This window comes from Phyllobacterium pellucidum, assembly GCF_013327855.1.
Lineage (GTDB): Bacteria > Pseudomonadota > Alphaproteobacteria > Rhizobiales > Rhizobiaceae > Phyllobacterium > Phyllobacterium pellucidum.
The window spans coordinates 658,942-678,197 of sequence record NZ_JABUMX010000002.1 but is presented as its reverse complement, the minus strand read 5'-3'; the positions used below and the strand labels follow the sequence as shown (position 1 = coordinate 678,197).

Annotated in this window: 19 protein-coding genes; 9 read left to right on the top strand and 10 right to left on the bottom strand. The window is 59.1% G+C overall.

From position 1 onward, the window contains the following. Positions 1 to 263: 263 nt before the first annotated feature. Entirely contained in the window at positions 264 to 566 is a 303-nt protein-coding gene (locus HQ945_RS11285; protein WP_174208086.1) for an ArsR/SmtB family transcription factor, read from the bottom strand. A gap of 95 nt (positions 567 to 661) precedes the next feature. Between HQ945_RS11285 and HQ945_RS11280 the strand changes: the two genes are divergently transcribed. The 4 genes from HQ945_RS11280 to HQ945_RS11265 all read left to right on the top strand — a co-directional run bounded on the left by HQ945_RS11280 (position 662) and on the right by HQ945_RS11265 (position 4,865). Further along, positions 662 to 1,759, top strand: coding sequence for an NADH:flavin oxidoreductase/NADH oxidase (locus HQ945_RS11280; protein WP_174208085.1), 1,098 nt, complete (start codon positions 662 to 664; stop codon positions 1,757 to 1,759). 595 nt (positions 1,760 to 2,354) lie between these two features. Next, positions 2,355 to 3,395, top strand: a complete 1,041-nt coding sequence (locus HQ945_RS11275; RefSeq protein WP_174208169.1) for a methionine ABC transporter ATP-binding protein — start codon at positions 2,355 to 2,357, stop codon at positions 3,393 to 3,395. Continuing rightward, positions 3,385 to 4,050, top strand: coding sequence for a methionine ABC transporter permease (locus HQ945_RS11270; protein ID WP_027231961.1), 666 nt, complete (start codon positions 3,385 to 3,387; stop codon positions 4,048 to 4,050). The genes HQ945_RS11275 and HQ945_RS11270 overlap by 11 nt, the downstream gene beginning before the upstream one ends. A 32-nt stretch (positions 4,051 to 4,082) precedes the next feature. Next, positions 4,083 to 4,865 (top strand): MetQ/NlpA family ABC transporter substrate-binding protein, encoded by a 783-nt coding sequence (locus HQ945_RS11265; RefSeq protein ID WP_153668585.1) that lies wholly within the window; start codon positions 4,083 to 4,085, stop codon positions 4,863 to 4,865. Positions 4,866 to 4,906: 41 nt separating this feature from the next. Here the strand turns inward: HQ945_RS11265 and HQ945_RS11260 are convergent, their stop codons facing one another. The 9 genes from HQ945_RS11260 to HQ945_RS11220 form a co-directional block, all read right to left on the bottom strand. Further along, positions 4,907 to 5,977 carry a sn-glycerol-3-phosphate import ATP-binding protein UgpC gene (locus HQ945_RS11260; protein WP_174208084.1) on the bottom strand — a complete coding sequence of 357 codons (1,071 nt, stop codon included), beginning with the start codon at positions 5,975 to 5,977 and terminating at the stop codon, positions 4,907 to 4,909. A 1-nt stretch (position 5,978) separates the two neighbouring features. Further along, the gene (ugpE, locus tag HQ945_RS11255) at positions 5,979 to 6,827 is read right to left on the bottom strand and encodes a sn-glycerol-3-phosphate ABC transporter permease UgpE (RefSeq protein ID WP_091944929.1); all 849 of its coding nucleotides are present in this window, start codon (positions 6,825 to 6,827) and stop codon (positions 5,979 to 5,981) included. Between the two features lie 7 nt (positions 6,828 to 6,834). Next, the gene (ugpA, locus tag HQ945_RS11250; RefSeq protein WP_027231957.1) at positions 6,835 to 7,725 is read right to left on the bottom strand and encodes a sn-glycerol-3-phosphate ABC transporter permease UgpA; all 891 of its coding nucleotides are present in this window, start codon (positions 7,723 to 7,725) and stop codon (positions 6,835 to 6,837) included. A 65-nt stretch (positions 7,726 to 7,790) separates the two neighbouring features. Then, positions 7,791 to 9,101: a sn-glycerol-3-phosphate ABC transporter substrate-binding protein UgpB gene (ugpB, locus tag HQ945_RS11245; protein ID WP_027231956.1), complete on the bottom strand. Its 1,311-nt coding sequence runs from the start codon at positions 9,099 to 9,101 to the stop codon at positions 7,791 to 7,793. A 207-nt stretch (positions 9,102 to 9,308) separates the two neighbouring features. After that, positions 9,309 to 9,908 (bottom strand): bifunctional nicotinamidase/pyrazinamidase, encoded by a 600-nt coding sequence (gene pncA, locus HQ945_RS11240; protein WP_027231955.1) that lies wholly within the window; start codon positions 9,906 to 9,908, stop codon positions 9,309 to 9,311. Positions 9,909 to 9,962: 54 nt separating this feature from the next. Continuing rightward, complete coding sequence (gene nagA / locus HQ945_RS11235) at positions 9,963 to 11,120, bottom strand: N-acetylglucosamine-6-phosphate deacetylase (RefSeq protein WP_113282369.1); 1,158 nt, start codon at positions 11,118 to 11,120, stop codon at positions 9,963 to 9,965. Beyond that, entirely contained in the window at positions 11,117 to 12,127 is a 1,011-nt protein-coding gene (locus tag HQ945_RS11230) for an SIS domain-containing protein (RefSeq protein WP_174208168.1), read from the bottom strand. Before HQ945_RS11230 ends, nagA begins: the two co-directional genes overlap by 4 nt. Positions 12,128 to 12,147: 20 nt before the next feature. Beyond that, positions 12,148 to 12,933, bottom strand: coding sequence for a GntR family transcriptional regulator (locus HQ945_RS11225; RefSeq protein WP_027231952.1), 786 nt, complete (start codon positions 12,931 to 12,933; stop codon positions 12,148 to 12,150). Further along, positions 12,926 to 13,813, bottom strand: a complete 888-nt coding sequence (locus HQ945_RS11220) for a glucosamine kinase nucleotide-binding domain-containing protein (protein ID WP_113282368.1) — start codon at positions 13,811 to 13,813, stop codon at positions 12,926 to 12,928. Before HQ945_RS11220 ends, HQ945_RS11225 begins: the two co-directional genes overlap by 8 nt. Before the next feature lie 198 nt (positions 13,814 to 14,011). Here HQ945_RS11220 and HQ945_RS11215 point away from each other — a divergent pair, with 198 nt between their 5' ends. The 5 genes from HQ945_RS11215 (at position 14,012) to HQ945_RS11195 (ending at position 19,241) form a co-directional block, all read left to right on the top strand. Then, a complete protein-coding gene (locus tag HQ945_RS11215) occupies positions 14,012 to 14,938 on the top strand; it encodes an N-acetylmuramic acid 6-phosphate etherase (RefSeq protein WP_113282367.1) in 927 nt (308 codons plus the stop codon). A 36-nt stretch (positions 14,939 to 14,974) separates the two neighbouring features. Beyond that, a complete protein-coding gene (locus HQ945_RS11210) occupies positions 14,975 to 16,234 on the top strand; it encodes an ABC transporter substrate-binding protein (protein WP_027231949.1) in 1,260 nt (419 codons plus the stop codon). Positions 16,235 to 16,379: 145 nt separating this feature from the next. Continuing rightward, positions 16,380 to 17,330 carry a carbohydrate ABC transporter permease gene (locus HQ945_RS11205; RefSeq protein ID WP_113282366.1) on the top strand — a complete coding sequence of 317 codons (951 nt, stop codon included), beginning with the start codon at positions 16,380 to 16,382 and terminating at the stop codon, positions 17,328 to 17,330. A gap of 13 nt (positions 17,331 to 17,343) precedes the next feature. Continuing rightward, positions 17,344 to 18,183, top strand: a complete 840-nt coding sequence (locus HQ945_RS11200) for a carbohydrate ABC transporter permease (RefSeq protein ID WP_027231947.1) — start codon at positions 17,344 to 17,346, stop codon at positions 18,181 to 18,183. Continuing rightward, positions 18,180 to 19,241, top strand: a complete 1,062-nt coding sequence (locus HQ945_RS11195) for a Gfo/Idh/MocA family protein (protein WP_113282365.1) — start codon at positions 18,180 to 18,182, stop codon at positions 19,239 to 19,241. The genes HQ945_RS11200 and HQ945_RS11195 overlap by 4 nt, the downstream gene beginning before the upstream one ends. The last annotated feature ends 15 nt before the right edge of the window (positions 19,242 to 19,256 follow it).

Genomic DNA, 19,256 nt, shown 5'->3' with positions numbered 1-19,256 from the left:
CAGTTCTAAAAAGTACTATTTCATATTGATTTGGTATATCTATTAATTATATAAGTATAACATTGTAGAATGTTCCATTTGATTGGATTTGTATTTTCGAAGCGCGTCGATGGGTGGCTGGCGTCGCGACCATGAGATAACACAACTAGCTGTAAGCGTTCGCGTGTACTTCATTAATAATTGGTCATTTGATCGCCGATGAAGTTCGGCCGCCCCAAGGTCTGATAAATTATAGACCTTTGTTCGCAGAAATATCATTTTGTTCAGCGCGGGACCGAGAGAATGGCCCCCAGCAGTCCTGGAAAAGCGCTGTCCAGATCGTCTCGGCGTAGGGTATTCATGTGTGACGTCCCATCATTGCGGGTGTGGACGATGCCCGACTCGCGCAGCACCCGGAAATGGTGCGACATGCTGGATTTGGGGCGCCCGCCGTCAAGAGCCGCGCATGTCGCCTCACCCTCGCGCGCAAGTTGCCGCACTATGGAGAGGCGCACCGGGTCGCTCAGGGCATATAGAACTGACGCGACCTGCAATTCGGAAACTGATGGATGACGGAACTGTCTCATGGCCGATAAAGTACCACAAAATTTTGTGTATTGCTATTGTTCGAATATTATCGAACTATCAAAGAAATTCGGCAAGCCAGATTGGAGAATAATATATGGCATCGCTTTTTGACCCATTCACCCTCAAGGACGTCACGCTGCGCAATCGCATCGCTGCATCGCCCATGTGCCAGTATTCCGCCAATGACGGTCTCGTCAACGATTGGCACAACGTGCATCTCGGGTCGCTCGCGCGCGGTGGCGCAGGTCTCGTTTTGGTCGAGGCAACCGGCGTCTCGCCTGAAGGGCGGATCACCCCGAATTGCGTGGGTCTGTGGAACGACGAACAAGCCGCTGCCCTCGCACCGAATGTGCAGTTGATCAAGGATGCTGGTGCTGTTCCGGGAATCCAGATCGGTCATGCAGGGCGCAAGGCCAGTGCGAACCGGCCCTGGGAAGGCGACGACCATATCCCGGCCGGCGATCCGCGTGGCTGGGAAACAATCGCGCCATCACCGATCGCCTATGGCGGAGGCCTCAGCAAGGTTCCGCATGAAATGACCAAGGCCGATATCGAACGCGTCAAGCAGGCATTCGTCGATAGCGCCAAGCGCGCGTTGGCGAGCGGCTTTCAATGGCTGGTGCTGCATTTCGCCCACGGCTATCTGGCGCAGAGCTTTCTTTCCAAGCACTCGAACCAGCGCACCGACGAATATGGCGGCAGTTTTGAAAACCGCAGCCGCTTCCTGCTTGAGACACTGAAGGCAGTGCGCGCCGTCTGGCCGGAAAACCTGCCGCTCGCTGCGCGTCTCGGCGTCATCGAGTTTGACGGCAATGACGAGGAAACCCTGGGCGAGGCAATTGAGCTGATCAAGCAGATGAAGGCGGAAGGGCTCGATTTCATCGATGTCAGCATCGGCTTCTCCCTAGGCAAGGCCGATATTCCCTGGGGACCGGCGTTCCTCGGTCCGATCGCAGCGCGCGTGCGCCGCGAAACGGCGTTGCCGGCTTCGACCTCCTGGTACATCAGCACGCCGCAACAGGCCGAGGGGCTTGTGCGCGATGGTTCGGTCGATCTCGTCATGCTGGCACGTCCATTGCTCGCCGATCCGCACTGGCCGTACAAGGCGGCGACGGAACTCGGCGTAGAAAAGCCTGCCTGGATTCTGCCAGCGCCCTATGCGCATTGGCTCAATCGCTACCGGGCGGCATAGCCGTTGCGAGCTCTGCGACTAGATCCTGGGATGCTTGGAAACGCAGTGTCGTGACCAGGCTTCGGAGAGAGGAACGAGCTTTCGCCCGTCCCTCTCTTTCTGGAAGTTGCCCGGTTTGTGGCTTGCCGACTCGTCCGGGTTAGAGTGACGCCGAACGGCGAAAACCGAAGCGATGCCCCCAGATTCGAGAACAAGGCCGTTGCCACGGTCGGGGGGCTCTCCCCGACGCAGCTGCTGGCTCTGCGCTTGCGCATTGAAAACCATAAGCTCTTCGGTTGTTTTAGAACGCGAATCCTGAAACCTGCCAAAATATGAAACAGGCTTCGTGTCGTCTGAGGCGGCCTTTGCTTATGTTCGGGCACCGGCAAATGCCGCGCCATCTCATTCCAACCTGCCTGGTCGCTCAACCTGAAATGTTCATGCCCGTGTTCAACCTCTATCGAAAATTGCAGATGGTCTGTATAGACGGTCGCAAACAGGCAACAGGGCGGGTGTGCGAGCACCGCAAATGAACATGGCAATTGTGAAAAACAGGGCTAACGGCCCGGTTGCCGTGGCGGCAAATGATGAGCCGGCCACGCAAGCCACCAAACCGATGGTCGCATTCGAGCAGGTCTCCAAACGCTTCGCGGCCGGCCGCAGCAGCAACGAAGTGGTCGCGCTCGACAATGTTGACCTTGTCGTGCCGCGCGGGTCGGTGACCGGAATCATCGGTCGTTCCGGCGCTGGCAAGTCGACCTTGATCCGCCTCGTCAATGGGCTGGAAAGGCCGACCGCCGGCCGCGTGCTTGTCGACGGCGTTGATGTTGCGGGGTTAGGCGAGAAGGACCTCCGTTCCGTGCGCCGCGCCATCGGCATGGTCTTCCAGCATTTCAATCTGCTGTCGTCGCGCACTGCCTTCGACAACATCGCTTTGCCGCTTGAAATCGCGGGTGTGGACAGGCAAGCCATCGAGAAGCGGGTGACGCCGCTCCTTGAGCTCGTGGGACTCTCCGACAAGCGCGACCGTTATCCATCGGAACTTTCCGGCGGACAGAAGCAGCGCGTCGGCATTGCCAGAGCGCTTGCGACCGAGCCGAAGCTGTTACTCTCCGACGAGGCGACCTCGGCGCTCGATCCGGAAACGACGCGCTCGATTCTCGACCTCCTGCGGAAGATCAACAAGGAGCTCGGCCTGACCGTCCTGTTGATCACTCATGAGATGGAGGTCGTGAAGACGATTGCCGACCATGTCGCAGTGATCGACGGCGGCCGAATCGTCGAGTCAGGGCCGACATTTGACGTCTTTACCGGCCATACCCATGCAACGACCCGGGCATTGCTTGGCGGTCTTGCCGGCATGCGCCTTCCCGAATTTCTGACCAAGCGCATGTCGAGCGAACCGCATGATGGTTCGCGCACGATATTGCGCGTTATCTTCAAGGGCGAAAATGCCACCGAGCCGATGTTGGCGAGGCTCGGAAGCGATCTTGGCATCGAAGTCAACATTCTGGCTGGCGCCGTGGACGAAATCGCCGGGCGTCCGTTCGGCATGCTCGTCGTTTCGCTGCGTGCCGACGCGGCGAAGATCGCCGAGGCGCGGCAATTCCTTGCCGAACATGGCCTGGCATCGGAGGTGGTTGGCTATGTCGCCTGATATTATCGCGCTTATCGTCAAGGCGACGGGCCAGACGCTCTACATGGTTGCGGTTGCCGGTCTCGTCGGCTCGTTGTTTGGCATTCCGCTCGGCGTATTTCTGGCCACGAGCGGGCGGGGCGAACTCTTTCCCGCGCCCTCGGTCAACAAGGTTCTGGGCGCGATCGTCAACGCGACCCGCTCGACGCCGTTCATCATTCTCGTCGTCGCGATCATTCCGTTCACGCGCCTTGTGGCGGGGACTTCCATCGGCACCAGCGCCGCGATCGTTCCCCTGACTATTGCGACCATCCCCTTTGTTGCCCGCCTCGTTGAGACGGCGATCCGCGAAGTCGATCCCGGACTGACGGAAGCTGCCCGCGCCATGGGCGCAAGTCCGATACAGATCGTATTCAAGGTTCTGCTTGCAGAAGCGCGCCCCGGTATCGCCTCGGCCTTGACGCTCACCGTCGTCAGCCTGATCGGCTATTCGGCCATGGTCGGAGCCGTGGGCGGCGGCGGACTTGGCGACCTCGGCATCCGCTATGGCTACCAGCGTTTCATGCCCGATGTGATGGCCGTTGTCGTCGTTGTTCTCATCGTCCTCGTGCAACTCGTCCAAAGCGCCGGCGACAGGCTGGCGCGCCAGTTCGACAAGCGCACGCGTCCGCGCTGAGCTTGTTATTCTTCAAAAGACAGGAGTTAGAAATGTTGAAGAGATTTCTTGCCACCGCTGCTTTCGCGGCTGTTCTGGGTGCATCCAGCGCCTGGGCCGAAACGATCAAGATCGGCGTCACGCCGGGCGAGCACGCGCAGATCATGGAAAAGGTCAAGGAGATCGCCAAGCCGAAGGGTCTCGATATCGAAATCTTCGAGTTTTCAGACTATGTCGTGCCGAACCAGGCGCTCAACGACGGCGAACTCGATGCCAATTCCTTCCAGCATAAGCCCTATCTCGACAACCAGATCGCCGATCGCAAGTTTGACATTGTCGATGTCGCCTACACGGTCAATTTCCCGATGGGCGTTTATTCGAAGAAGGTCAAAAGCTTCGATGAACTCGCCGAAGGCGCGACGATCGCCATTCCGAACGATCCTACCAATGGCGGCCGGGCTCTGCTGATCCTTGCCGACAAGGGTGCGATCAAGCTGAAGGAAGGCGCCGGTCTGAAGGTCACCGTCAACGATATCGCCGAGAACCCGAAGAACTTCAAGTTCGTCGAACTCGACGCCGCGCAATTGCCGCGCTCGATCGACGACGTGGATGCGGCAGCGATCAACACCAATTACGCGCTCGAGGCTGGCCTCGATCCGATGAACGGCACCATCCTCAAGGAAGGTGAAAAGGCGCCTTACGTCAACCTGATCGCGGTTCGCACGGCCGACAAGGATAAGCCCTGGGTGAAGACCCTGATCGAGTCCTACCACTCCGATCCGGTCAAGCAGTTCATCCTCGACAAGTACAAGGGTGCAGCTGTTCCCAGCTGGTAATCCACCAAATAGAGGCATCTCCCAAAAGGAGGCGCCTCGCCTCAGATGCGCTTCCCCTTGGCGTCGAACAGGTGGAGCTTTTCCTTTGGGACGATCACCCGCAAATGATCGCCTGGCTCAACGACGGATCGCCCGGCCACCCGCACAACCACTTTGTCACCGCCTATATCGCCGTAGACGTAGCTCTCCGCACCGACCGGCTCAACGCCGCGAACGGTCAGGTCCAATAGCAACCCGCCGATATGTTGCTGGCTTCCAGCCACAACCTCGAGATCTTCCGGCCGGAAGCCAATCTGCGCTCCCTCAGCTGGAATTGCGAGGCCCTCAGCGCCGATGTGGGTGCCATCCTTCAGGAGAAGACCGGCGCTGTTCGCTGTAACATGAACAAGGTTCATCGGCGGCGCACCGATAAAGCTCGCAACGAAGGTGCTCGCCGGCTTTTCATAGATGTCGAGCGGCGCACCGATCTGCTCAACGACACCGCCATTCATCACGACGAGAATATCGGCGAGCGTCATCGCTTCGAGCTGGTCATGGGTGACATAGACGCTGGTCACGCCGAGTTGCCGCTGCAGGTTCTTGATCTCGACGCGCATCTGGCCGCGCAGCTTCGCGTCTAGGTTGGAAAGCGGCTCGTCGAACAGGAACACTTTCGGATTGCGGACAATCGCGCGGCCCATGGCGACGCGCTGGCGCTGACCACCTGAAAGTTCGCGCGGGCGGCGCTCAAGCAGATGCCCGAGTTCGAGCGTCTGCGCTGCTTCCCGCACGCGCTTGTCGATCTCACCCTTCGGCATGCCGCGATTGCGCAGGCCGTAGGCCATATTGTCGTAGACCTTCATGTGCGGATAAAGCGCGTAGTTCTGGAACACCATGGCGATGTCGCGTTCCGCCGGGCCAAGGTCGTTGACCACGGAATTTTCAATCTTGAGCACGCCTTCGGTGATCGTTTCGAGACCCGCGATCATCCGGAGCAAGGTCGATTTCCCGCAGCCTGACGGCCCGACGAGCACGCAGAGCGCGCCGTCGTCGATGGCGATATTGATGCCCTTCACCGCCTCGACGCCGCCGCCATATACCTTGCGGATGTTGGTCAATTCCACGCTTGCCATTTCATTTCTCCGTTTCGACCAATCCGCGCACGAACCAGCGTTGCATCAGGACGACGACGAGGATCGGGGGGAGAATGGCGAGAATGCAGGTAACCATCACCAGATGCCATTCGGTGTCGGCGTCGGCGAAGGAGATCATCTTGCGAAGACCGACGACGATGGTCGACATGTCGTTGCGATTTGTCATGAGCAGCGGCCAGAGGTACTGCGTCCAGCCGTAGATGAAAAGAATGACGAACAGCGCCGCAATGTTGGTTTTCGACAGCGGCAGCAGAATGTCCTTGAAGAATCGCCAAGGGCCGGCGCCATCAACGCGCGCCGCCTCGACGAGTTCGCCCGGAATGGTCATGAAGAACTGGCGAAACAGGAGCGTCGCGGTCGCCGAGGCCATGAGCGGCAAAGTAAGGCCCGTATAGGTATCGATGAGGCCAAGATCGACCATGACCTTGTAGGTCGGCAGGATGCGTACTTCGACCGGCAGCATCAGTGTGATGAAGATCAGCCAGAAGAAGAACATGCGGCCGGGGAAGCGGAAGAACACGATGGCATATGCCGAAAGAAGCGAGATGATGATCTTGCCGATGGCGATGCCAAGCGCCATGACAACCGTGTTCCAGAGGAGCCGGTCAACGCCGACACCGCCGATGCGCCCGACCCCGCCGAACAGCGCCGAAGAATAATTCTCCCAGAAATGGCCGCCAGGCAGCAGCGAAAGCGGTGGCCGGATAATTTCCTGCAGCGTCTGCGTCGAGGCGACGAATGTATAATAGATCGGGAAAGCGACGACGACGATCCCAAGGATGAGAACGAAGTGTGCAATCAGGCGGCCGATGGGGTTGTTCTGGATCATTGTCACCTCAGCCGTAATGGACTTTGCGTTCGACATAGCGGAACTGGATTGCCGTCAAGGCGATCACGATGATCATGAGGATCACCGACTGCGCCGCTGAATCGCCGAGGATGAGATTGACGAAGCCGTCATTGTAAACCTTGTAGACGAGCGTCTCGGTTGCCTTGCCCGGACCGCCGCCGGTCACGGCGTGAATGATGCCGAACGTGTCGAAGAAGGCGTAGACCGTGTTGACGACGAGAAGAAAGAACGTCGTTGGCGCAAGGAGCGGAAAGACGATGGTCCAGAACCGCTTGTTTTCGCCGGCCCCGTCGATGGCGGCAGCCTCGATAAGCGATTTTGGAATAGATTGCAGCCCGGCAACGAAGAACAAGAAATTGTAGCTGATCTGCTTCCATGCGGCGGCGGAAACAACCAGTACCATCGCCTGGTTGCCGTTTAGCAGCGGGTCCCAGTTATAGCCGGCGGAGCGGGCGAGATAGGCGAGCGTCCCCATCGATGGATTAAAAAGGAACAGCCACAACATGCCGGCGATGGCGGGCGCAACGGCGTAGGGCCAGATGAGCAGCGTGCGGTAGATGTTCTTGCCGCGGATGACCTTGTCGGCCATGACGGCGAGAAGCAACGCGATCGTCATGGCGATCAGCGTCGTGGCGACCGAAAAGACGATCGTGACCTGCAGCGAATTCAGATAGTTGGGATCGCTGATGACCCGCCTGAAATTGCCAAGGCCGACAAATTGTGTCGACAGGCCGAAGGGGTCTTCGCGCAGGACGGACTGATAGATCGCCTGCGATGCCGGCCAGTAGAAAAAGATGAGCGTGATGGCAAGCTGGGGCGCCAGCAGTAAATAGGGCAGCAGCTTGTTGGGAAACGTCACGTTGTTGGACGATGCCATGAATGCCTCACATTAAAGGAAATCCCGGCCGCAAGGGCTTGCGGCCGGGTTTCAGACGGAAGGGCTTATTGGCCGAGCGCCTGCTTGATCGCTGCATTGCCGCGCTTGACGGCATTGTCGAGCGCCTGCTGCGCCGTCTGTTTGCCGGCTAGCATGTTCTCGAACTCTTCATTCTCGATATCGCGTACCTGCGGCAGGTTGACGAGGCGCACGCCCTTGGAATTTTCCGTAGGAGCCTTGCCCAGCATCTGCTTGATCGGGATCTCGCGCGCCGGGTTTTTATCGTAGAAACCGGATTTCTTGGTTGCCTCATAGGCCGCCATCGTCACCGGCAGATAACCCGAGACCTGATGCAGGCGAGCCTGGATATCAGTCTTCGACAGGAAATTGAAGAAAGCGGCTACGCCCTTGTACTGCTCGTCCGACTTGCCGGCGAAGACCCAAAGCGAGGCGCCGCCCGGAATCGTGTTCTGCGGTGCACCTTGCGCACCTGCCTCGTAGGGAAGCTGGCCGGTGCCGAAATTGAGGCCGGATTTTACGACGTCGCCAAGGCCGCCTGACGATTCAGTGAAGATGGCGCATTCGCCTGAGGTGAACAGCTGTTTTGCCTCCGAGGTACGACCGCCATAACGGAAGGTGCCATCCTTGGCGAGGTCGGCAATCTCCTGGAAGTGCTTGACGAAGGTCGGCGCGTTTATCTTCAACTCGACATCGGTGGCAGCGATGCCGTTTTCGTTGGTGCCCCACTGCAGATTATTCCAGGCCGCGTAATTTTCGGTCTGGATCCAGGTGAGCCAGGTCGAGGTGAACCCGCACGATGCTGCACCGCTGGACTTGATCTTCTTGGCGGCGTCCCACACTTCCGTCCAGGTTTTTGGCGGATTGTTCTCATCGAGGCCAGCCTTCTTGAAGGCGTCCTTGTTGTAGTAAAGGATGGGCGAGGAGCTGTTGTAGGGGAAGGACAGCATGGTGCCGTCAGGCTTGGAATAATAGGCGACGATGCCCGGCAGATAGAGGGTCTTGTCGAACTTCGAGCCACCCATCGAAAGAATGTCGGCAACCGGCTTGACCGCGCCTTCCGCGCCCATCATCACGCCAGTACCGGCGTCAAATACTTGAAGAATGTCGGGGGCCTGCTTGGCCCGGAATGCGGCGATGCCGGCATTCAATGCTTCAGGGTAGGTTCCCTTGAAAACTGGAACAACTTTGTAGTCGCCCTGGCTCGCGTTGAATTCCTTAGCCAGCGTCTCGACAACTTCATTGTTGGCGCCGGTCATTGCATGCCACCAGCTGATTTCGGTAACGGCGAAGGATGCGGTGGAGGAGGCAAGGACAAGGCCAAATGCAAGGCTCAACGAGGTAATACGATAGGTCATCTCAATCTCCCATGGACGAAGGCGTCATCTATAGTGCGCTTGATGCCAGTATCTCCATTATGTGACAGACAGACAACAGTAATGTGCCTTGTCCGGTTCCGCCTGTGGAAAAAATGCGCAGCTGTTCATTCGCTGGCGATAGTCGAGGCTGCGGGGCGGTCCCGGGATCGGGGCGCGTCTGCCGATGATTTTATTTGCCGGCTATGGTCAGACGAGGGTGACGCCGGCCTTGCGCATTTCACCGAGCATGGCGGCCAGCGAACCGCCGAGATTGATGCCGCGGCAAGCATCGAGCAGAACATCGGCGGCAAAGCCGTGCTCCACGGCGTCGAGCGCGGAATAGGCCACGCAGTAGTCCGTGGCAAGTCCGGCAAAGGTCACATTGGTGATCCCCCGGTCACGCAAATAGCCGGCGAGGCCAGTTGGGGTCTGGCGATCGTTCTCGTAAAAGGCCGAGTAGCTGTCGATATGATGGCGGAAACCCTTGCGGATGACGAGTTCGGCCTTGGTCCATTCCAGCTCGGCATGAAATTCGGCCCCGACGCTGCCCTGGATGCAGTGATCGGGCCACAGCGTCTGATTGCCGTAAAACATCGGGACCGTCTCGAAAGGTGCCTTCCCCGGATGGGTCGAAGCGAAACTCGAGTGACCGCCGGGATGCCAGTCCTGCGTCAGGATGACATGGTCGAAGCGCATGATCAGCTTGTTGATGATCGGAATGATCTCGTGGCCACCTTCAACGGCGAGGGCGCCGCCCGGGCAAAAATCATTCTGAACATCAACGACGATCAACGCGTCCTTGGCCATATTCATCTCCAATGTCTCGTGAAGAACTCAAGTATGACCAATCGGCGAGCCGCGTCAACGCGCGTAATGCAGATCGCCGTCGATCCATACCTGATTGACGTCGAGCCGATCGTCAAGATGCACGATGTTGGCGATGTAACCGGGCAGAAGGCGACCGTAATGGTGGTCGATGCGCAGGCTCTCCGCCGGATAGAGCGAGGCCATCCGCAAGGCTTCTTCCAGTGGCAGACCAAGCTCGTTGTGCACAAAACGCACCGATGAGATCATGTCGAGGTCGGCGCCCGCAAGCGTTCCGTCGTCGAGTGTCAGACGTCCGCCGGCGCGGGTTATCCGGCGCCCGTTCAGTGTGAACGAGGTGATGTCGGTGCCGATGGTCGACATGGCGTCGGTGACGAGGAAAATGCGCGACGGCCCTTGCTTGGCTCTGATGGCAATTGCCATCGATGCCTTGTCGACGTGGAACCCGTCGGCGATAAGACCGGCGGAAAGCTCGCCCGACTGCAACACAGCACCGACGACTCCGGGGCTGCGATGGCCAAGCTGGCTCATGGCGTTGAACAAATGTGTCGCCATGGTCGCGCCGGCTTCCGTGGCGGCGAGGGCGACTTCGTAGGACGCGCCGCTATGGCCGAGGCTGACAATGACGCCGGCGTCGGTCAAAGCCTTGATCTTGTCGGCGGGAACCGTCTCAGGCGCTACTGTGGTCAGGAGCACAGGCAATTGCTGTGCTGCCTCGATAAGCGCGACAAGATCGGCATCCTCCATGGGCCGGATGAGCTTCGGGTCGTGCGTCCCTTTGTGGGATACCGAAAGGTGGGGCCCTTCGATATGAAGTCCGATGAAGCCCGTCACCTTGTCAAGCGCGGCAGCCTTGCCGGCATTCAGCGCCGCCGCGGTGATTTCGGGCGTGTCGGTAATCAGCGTCGGCAGCAGGGCGGTCGTCCCGAAGGCGAAATGCGCATCGCAGATCGTCCGGATGACGTCAACACTCGGACCGTCGTTGAGAAGGACGCCGCCGCCGCCATTGACCTGGATATCGATAAACCCGGGCACCAGCTTGCCGCCGTCGAGTTCGACACGGCGGATATCGTCCGGCAGGGCGGCGTCGGAAATGCTCGAGACAACGCCCTTGTCGATGACGAGCGCCGCGTCGCTATGCCAGTTCGCGCCGTCGAAGATCTCGGCGCCCGTCAATGCGTAGGCGGTGCTCATATCGTTTCCGTCACCTTGCGCAGATGCGGCGGTTCGTCGGGATTGAGGCCGCGGCTGCGGGCAAATCCTTCCACGAAGGCGTAGAACGAAACGAGCAGGGCGAGCGGGTCGGTGAGCGGGTGCGATGTAGCGACGAAGGGCAACGCAGTTGCCTTCGATGGCTTTGACGAGGTGAGGAACACCGCCGCGCCTTGCTCGGCGAGGCGGTCGGCTGCTTCAACAAGCGAATCTTCGGCAGCATCACGCGCCGCCAGAACCACCACGGGGAAGCCCTTGCCGACAATGGCCTTCGGCCCGTGCATCACTTCCGCGCCGCTGTATGACTCGGCGTGGACCCCGCTCGTCTCCTTGAACTTCAATGCCACCTCATTGGAGATTGCAAGGGAAGGCCCGCGACCAAGCACGAACAGCGAGTTTTCGTCCTTGAGTGCACCGGCAAAGGGCGACCAATCACATTCGACGGCTTTGGCCAGCGCGTCGGGCAGGGCATGGATAGCGGTCAGCAGCTTCTTGTCCTCGGTCCAATGGCCTATGAGCGCCAGACCGGCGACGGCGGAACTGACGAAGGACTTGGTCGCCGCCACGCTGCGCTCGGGACCTGCGAGAATATCGATGGGGAAATCGCTCGCATTGGCAAGGTCGGAATTGATGACGTTGGTGATTGCGATGGTAAGCGCGCCGCTCTCGCTTGCCGCGCGAGTCATGCTGACGATGTCCGGGCTCTTGCCCGATTGCGATATAGAGAGCGTCGCTGCTTTGGCGAGCTTCAGCGTCACGCCATAGATCGAGGCGACGGATGGCCCGAGCGAAGCGACGGGAACCCCGGCGGTCAACTCGCTCGAATATTTGAGAAACGAACAGACATGGTCCGACGAGCCGCGAGCAATCGAGGCGAGGAATGGCGGGTTCTTCTCGCGCAGCTTCGCGCCGGCAGCGGCAAGGGTTTCGCGGGAACTTTTGAGGAACCGTTCTGTCACCGCGGGAATGGAAAGGATTTCCTCCCGCATGAGGGTGGTCGTTTTGGTCGTCAAAGCACTGCTCCTGATATTTCGGAAGAGTCGCCAAGCTTCAGCTCGGCCACAAATTCATAGGCATCCGCACGGTAGATTGATCGGGTGAACTCGATGACCTTGCCCGATTCCAGATAGGATATGCGCTCTATATTCAGGCTGGCGGAGCCGGCCGGAACCTGGAGCAATGTAGCATCATTTTCCTTCAAGATGGCCGCAGAAATGCGCTGGATGGCGCGCACCGGGCGGTTGCCCCCTTCGGCCAGCACCGCATAGAGCGAGACTGTGACCAACTCGGGATTTGGCAGCACGTTGATGGACAGTGCAGCGCGTTCGATGGCCATGGGCGTGTCGTTGGCGACGCGCAGACGGCTGATCCGCGCTACCTTTTCCCCCGAGGAAAGTCCGAGCGTGACCATCTCCTCGGGCGAGGGCGCATAGATACCGCGATCAAGCCAGGTGGAGCGCACCACCATGCCGCGCCGGGCCATGTCCTCTGTGAACGAGGTAAGGTGCGACAGCGATTGCTCGACACGGGCCGAGCGCGGTGCGACGAAGGTGCCCGAGCCATGCCGCTGCACGAGCAGGCCGCTGTTGACGAGGCCCTGCACGGCCTTGCGCACCGTCACGCGTGAAATCTCGGCCATCGCCGCGAGTTCGCGCTCCGGCGGCAAGGCGTCGCCGGGCCGTAGCATGCCGTCGCGAACAGCGTTCTCGATAAGGCGCTGCAGCTTTACATAAAGTGGGCCGCCGCTTGCCTGCTCGTTGAGCGAAGGAAGAATGTCAATCAGACCGTCAGCCATGCATATGCTCCACGCCTGCGCCGGAAAAGTGATGCACGGCGAGCTGGACCGCGCCCGTCAGGGGATCATTGAGCGGCTCCTGCAGCCGGGCCTTGTAACGTGGTGAAAGCAGTGGGCCGTAGAGCGAGCCAAGCCCGCCGAGGAGGGAAAGGCGGCTGTCGTCCGATGGCATCACTGCATCAAGACCTTCTTCGATGTTCCGGACTGAGCGCCCGATCAGCGCGACTGCAACCGGATCGTCCAGCGAAGCATATTCGAACAGCATCGGTGCAAATGTACCGAAATCGCCCGGACTTGCAGAATGGGCGAACTGGACGATCTGGTGCGGATTGCCGCCGAAGCGGCGCATGACTGCGTCGGTCAACGCCGAGGAGGGGTGAAACCCGTCATAGGCGAGCAATGTCTCTTCCAGCAGGTCGCGCCCGAGGCGCGCGCCACCGCCAAGATCGCTGACCTTGAAGCCCCATCCGCCAGCAAAACGTATCTCTTCTCCCGATCGGGTGACATAGACCGAGCCGGTGCCGACAATGACCACCGTCCCATCCGCATCGCCGAGCGCACCCTGCAGTGCAATGACACCGTCGGAATAGACCAGCGCGTTCTTGAAGGGGAGCATTGCCTGGAGCTGAGCGCCATTGCCGCCGACATTTGCACCGGCGAGCCCCAGGACAGCAGACGCAGAAGCGACAAGTGACGTGGACACTCCGGCGGCCGTGAAGGCAGCTTCGGTTGCGCCGAGTATATTAAGCCGGGCGGTGTTCATGTCGGTCATGATATTGGCGGAACCACTTTTGCCCGTGGCCAGAATCCGGCCGCCCGCATCGGCCAGCGCCGCCCTGCAGCTCGTTCCACCACCATCGATTCCCACGAGATAATTCACGTTTCACCGTCCTCCACGAGTAGAATACCAATAAAATACCAATAGCCAAGTGTTAATTCGTGCATTTTGTACATTTCCCATATATCATTGAATGAATTGAACAAAAACCTCGAAAAACTTGACTGAACAGAAAATTTTTAAGATTTGCTGGACAAGTGGTATTTTTTTGGCATTATTTATCACAACGAGGAGAGAGTGGTGGCAGTTTCCCGCACAGAGGAGCGCAATGAGAGGGCATTCGGGCTGGACGAACGTTCGCCGGAAGATGTTCTGGAATTGCTGCATGAAGCGCAAATCGAGGCGGCCGCCTCGGTATCGCAAGCGCTTGGCTCCATTGCCGAAGCCGCCACTCTGGCCGCTCATACACTCGCATCGGGTGGTCGTCTGGCATATGCCGCCGCCGGCAGTTCCGGCCTGATGGCGCTCGCGGATGCACTCGAAATCCCCGGGACCTACGGGATATCCCCTGAACGCATCGTCATCCTTATTGCCGGCGGCATTGCCAGCCTTGGTCGTCTTGCCGGTTCCTATGAGGACGATACCAGCCAGGCGACCGCGGATATCGCCGCCGCCGGACTTGGCGCGGGCGATTGCCTCATTGCAGTCTCGGCGAGCGGTACCACGCCCTACGCGCTCGCTGCCATCGAAGCTGGCAAACAACGCGGGATGACGGTCATCGCCATTGCCAACAATCCGGCCGTCCCGCTGTTCGACAAGGCCGATATTGCGATCACGCTGGAGACCCCGCCGGAAATGGTTGCCGGATCGACGCGCATGGGCGCAGGCACGGCACAGAAGATTGCGCTCAACCTACTGTCGACCCTGATGGCGATCCATCTCGGCCATGTCCATGACGGCTACATGGTCAATCTTACCGCCGACAATCACAAGCTGCGCGACCGCGCAGCGGCAATCGTCGCTGCGGTGGGGGGATGCGAACGCGGCGACGCGGTCAGGCTGCTCGAAGCGAGCGGCGGCTCCGTCAAGGCGGCAATTCTGCTCGCCGCCGGTGCGGAAGGTCCGCAAAAAGCATTGGAAATTCTCGAAAGCAATCAACAGAGGCTTCGCCCGTCGCTTTCGGAAATTGGTCGTAAAGACCTCAAGGAGAGCTTCGGCTCTCGTTAACGGCACAGCTCGCAAGGGGTGCAACAGGAGACTAAAATGGGAAGCACGACTTTAAAATCACTGCTTATGGCGACGAGCATCCTGGCTACGGCCGGTTTTGCCCACGCCGCAGACACCACGCTGACGATCGAAAGCTGGCGCACCGACGATCTTGCCATCTGGCAGGAGAAACTGATCCCGGCATTTGAAGCCAAGAACCCCGGCATCAAGGTCAAGTTCGCGCCGACGCCGCCGACGGAATATGACGCGGCTCTCGGCGCACGCTTCGATGCGGGCAGCGCCGGCGACATCATCACCTGCCGTCCGTTCGACAAGTCGCTCGAGCAGTTCAAGCGCGGCAACCTTGCCAGCCTCAACGACCTCTCGGGCATGAAGAACTTCTCGGATGTCGCCAAGGCCGCATGGACCACCGATGACGGCAAGGACGCTTTCTGCGTGCCGATGGCTTCGGTTATCCATGGTTTTATCTACAACAAGGATGCATTCGACAAGCTCGGCATTGCGATCCCGACCACCGAGGCAGAGTTCTTCGCCGCGCTCGACAAGATCAAGGCTGACGGCACGTATATCCCAATGGCCATGGGCACCAAGGACCTCTGGGAAGCTGCGACCATGGGCTACCAGAACATCGGACCGACCTACTGGAAGGGTGAAGAAGGCCGCGCCAAACTGATCAAGGGCGAGGAAAAGCTGACCGATGCGGATTGGGTCGAGCCCTACAAGGTACTTGCCAAGTGGAAGGATTATCTCGGCGACGGTTTCGAAGCCCAGACCTATCCGGACAGCCAGAACCTCTTCACGCTCGGCCGCGCTGCGATCTATCCGGCCGGCTCATGGGAGATCGGCCTGTTCAACACGCAGGCCCAGTTCAAGATGGGGGCATTCCCGCCGCCGGTTAAGAACGCCGGCGATGCTTGCTACATCTCCGACCACAACGATATCGGTGTCGGCCTCAACGCCAAGAGCGCACATCCTGAAGAATCCAAGAAGTTCCTCGAATGGGTCGCTTCGCCGGAATTCGCTGAAATCTACGCCAATGCGCTGCCGGGCTTCTTCAGCCTGAACTCGACAGCGGTGAAGATGCAGGACCCGCTGGCGCAGGAGTTCGTATCCTGGCGCGAGAAGTGCAAGCCGACGATCCGCTCGACCTATCAGATCCTGTCGCGCGGCACGCCGAACCTCGAAAACGAAACCTGGGTTGAATCGGCCAACGTGATCAACGGCACCGATACGCCGGAAGCTGCCGCCAAGAAGCTGCAGGACGGTCTCGACAGCTGGTACAAGCCGGCCAAGTAAAACAAACGGTAGCCGGAGCGTCCGTGAAGGAGGCTCCGGCTATTTCTTTATCGGAACATCGGGCGTTTCTTGCGCTATCATCCGTTTGAACGGCCGTCATGCGCCGCAAAAGTCGTGACCAAGAATATCAGGGGACTCTGATTTAATGAGCACAGTCGAACAAGCAATCGTTGATCGGGGCGCCGACAGGCGGCCGCGGCGCTGGCACATTCTGGTGTTCCTGGCGCCGGCGGCGCTCGTCTATACCGCCATCATGATCCTGCCGCTCATCGAGACGCTGCGGCTGTCGCTCTTCAATGTGAAAGATGGTCAGAGCGTTTTCGTCGGTCTCGGCAATTTCAATGTGCTCTTCGGCGACCCACGCTGGGCTGCGAGCTTCTGGAACGCGCTGCGCAACAATTTCGTCTTCTTCCTGATCCACATGATCGTGCAAAATCCGATCGGCGTCGCCCTTGCGGCACTGCTCTCGGTGCCGAAGCTGCGTTTTGGCGCTTTCTACCGAACGGCAATGTTCCTGCCGACGCTGCTCTCCTTCGTCATCGTCGGTTTTATCTGGAAGCTAATCCTGTCGCCGATCTGGGGCGTATCGCCATTTCTCCTCGATCTCGTCGGTTTGAAGTCGATCTTCTCGCCCTGGCTCGGCAAGCCCGGCACGGCGCTTATCGCCGTCTCGCTGATCTCCGTCTGGCAATATGTCGGCATACCGATGATGCTGATATACGCGGCGATGCTGAATATTCCCGATGAAGTTCTCGAAGCTGCGGAATGCGATGGCGTTACAGGCTGGAGCCAGTTCTGGAAGATCAAGCTGCCGTTGATCCTGCCGTCGATCGGCATCATTTCGATCCTGACCTTTGTCGGCAATTTCAATGCGTTCGATCTCGTTTACACGGTTCAGGGCGCGCTGGCGGGTCCTGACGGTTCGACGGATATTCTGGGCACTTTGCTTTACCGCACCTTCTTCGGCTTCCAGCTGCAGATCGGTGACAAGTCCATGGGCGCGACGATTGCGACAGTGATGTTCCTCATCATCCTCACGGGCGTTTGCCTCTACCTCTTTGCCATCCAGCGGCGCATGCGCCGGTACCAGTTCTAAGTGAGGCACCAAAATGGCAAAACCAACCGCATCGCCGCTTCGCACGGGCCTCGTCCATCTCGCACTCGGAGCCTATACGCTTATCGCGCTGTTTCCGGTGTTCCTTGTCGTCATCAACTCCTTCAAGGACCGGGCCTCGATCTTCCGCGACCCGCTTGCGATCCCGACACCGTCAACGTTCAGTCTCATCGGTTATAATACGGTGTTGACCCAGGGCGACTTCGTCCTCTATTTCCAGAACAGCTTCATCGTCACAGCCGTATCGATCTTCTTCGTGCTGCTCTTTGGCGCGATGGCGGCTTTCGCCCTCTCCGAGTATCGCTTCAAGGGCAATACGCTCATGGGCCTCTACCTTGCACTCGGAATCATGATCCCAATCCGCCTTGGAACGGTCGCGATCCTGCAGGGCATGGTCGCGGCGGGCCTCGTCAACACGCTGACAGCGCTCATACTTGTCTATACAGCCCAGGGCCTGCCGCTTGCAGTGTTCATCCTCAACGAGTTCATGCGGACCGTCTCCGACGATCTGAAGAATGCCGGCCGTATCGATGGTCTTTCGGAGTATTCGATCTTCTTTCGTCTGGTGTTGCCGCTGGTTAAGCCCGCAATGGCAACGGTGGCCGTCTTCACGATGATTCCGATCTGGAACGATCTCTGGTTCCCGCTCATCCTGGCGCCAAGCGATGCGACGAAGACAGTCACGCTTGGATCGCAGGTGTTCATCGGCCAGTTCGTGACCAACTGGAACGCTGTTCTTGCCGCCCTTACGCTGGCGATCGTGCCGGTGCTGGTCCTCTATCTCATCTTCTCGCGGCAGCTGATCCGCGGCATCACGTCGGGAGCCGTCAAATGACGACAGAAAAGCCAATTCGTGTGCTCGTTGCCGGCCTCGGCAATATGGGCCGCAGCCATGCGCTCGCCTATCACAACAATCCCGGCTTCGAGATCGTCGGCCTGGTAAACCGGTCTGTCGTCCCGTTGCCGGAGGAACTCGCTTCCTACACGATCCATCCGTCCTTCGAGACTGCTCTAGCCGACCTCAAGCCGGATCTCGTATCGATCAATACCTATTCCGACAGCCATGCCGACTATGCGGTTGCGGCCATGGCGGCAGGGGCTGACGTCTTTGTCGAAAAGCCGCTCGCGACAACGGTAGCTGACGCGGAACGGGTCGTAGCAGCGGCGAAGCAATACGGCCGCAAGCTGGTGATCGGTTATATCCTGCGCCACCATCCGTCATGGATGCGATTGATCGGCGAGGCACGCAAGCTTGGCGGGCCCTACGTTTTTCGCATGAACCTCAACCAGCAATCGTCGGGCACGACGTGGGAAACCCATAAGTCGCTGATGAAGACGACGTCGCCCATCGTCGATTGCGGCGTGCACTATCTCGACGTGATGCTGCAGATTACCGATGCAACGCCGACGGAGGTGCGCGGCATGGGCGTGCGGCTCTCCGATGAGATCGATGCCGGAATGTATAATTACGGCCATCTGCAAGTGCTGTTTGATGACAGGTCGGTGGGCTGGTACGAGGCCGGGTGGGGTCCGATGATGTCGGAGACGGCCTTCTTCGTGAAGGATGTGATATCGCCGAATGGCTGTGTTTCGATCGTCATGGACCAGAACGCCAAGTCCGACGATATCGACTCGCATACGAAGACTTCGACCATCAAGCTGCATTCGGCAAAGACCGGCAAGGACGGCCGCTTTGCCGCGCCCGACGAGCTTCTGAACATGGCCGGGGAACCCGGGCACCAGGAACTCTGCGATCTCGAGCAGGCCTTCGTGCTGAAAGCAATCCGCGAAAATCTCGACCTCGACCGGCACATGCGTGACGCCGTGCGCTCGCTGAGCGTCTGCCTTGCTGCGGATGAAAGCGTGCGGACCGGCAGGCCGGTAAAGCTATAATTTAGAATCAACGAA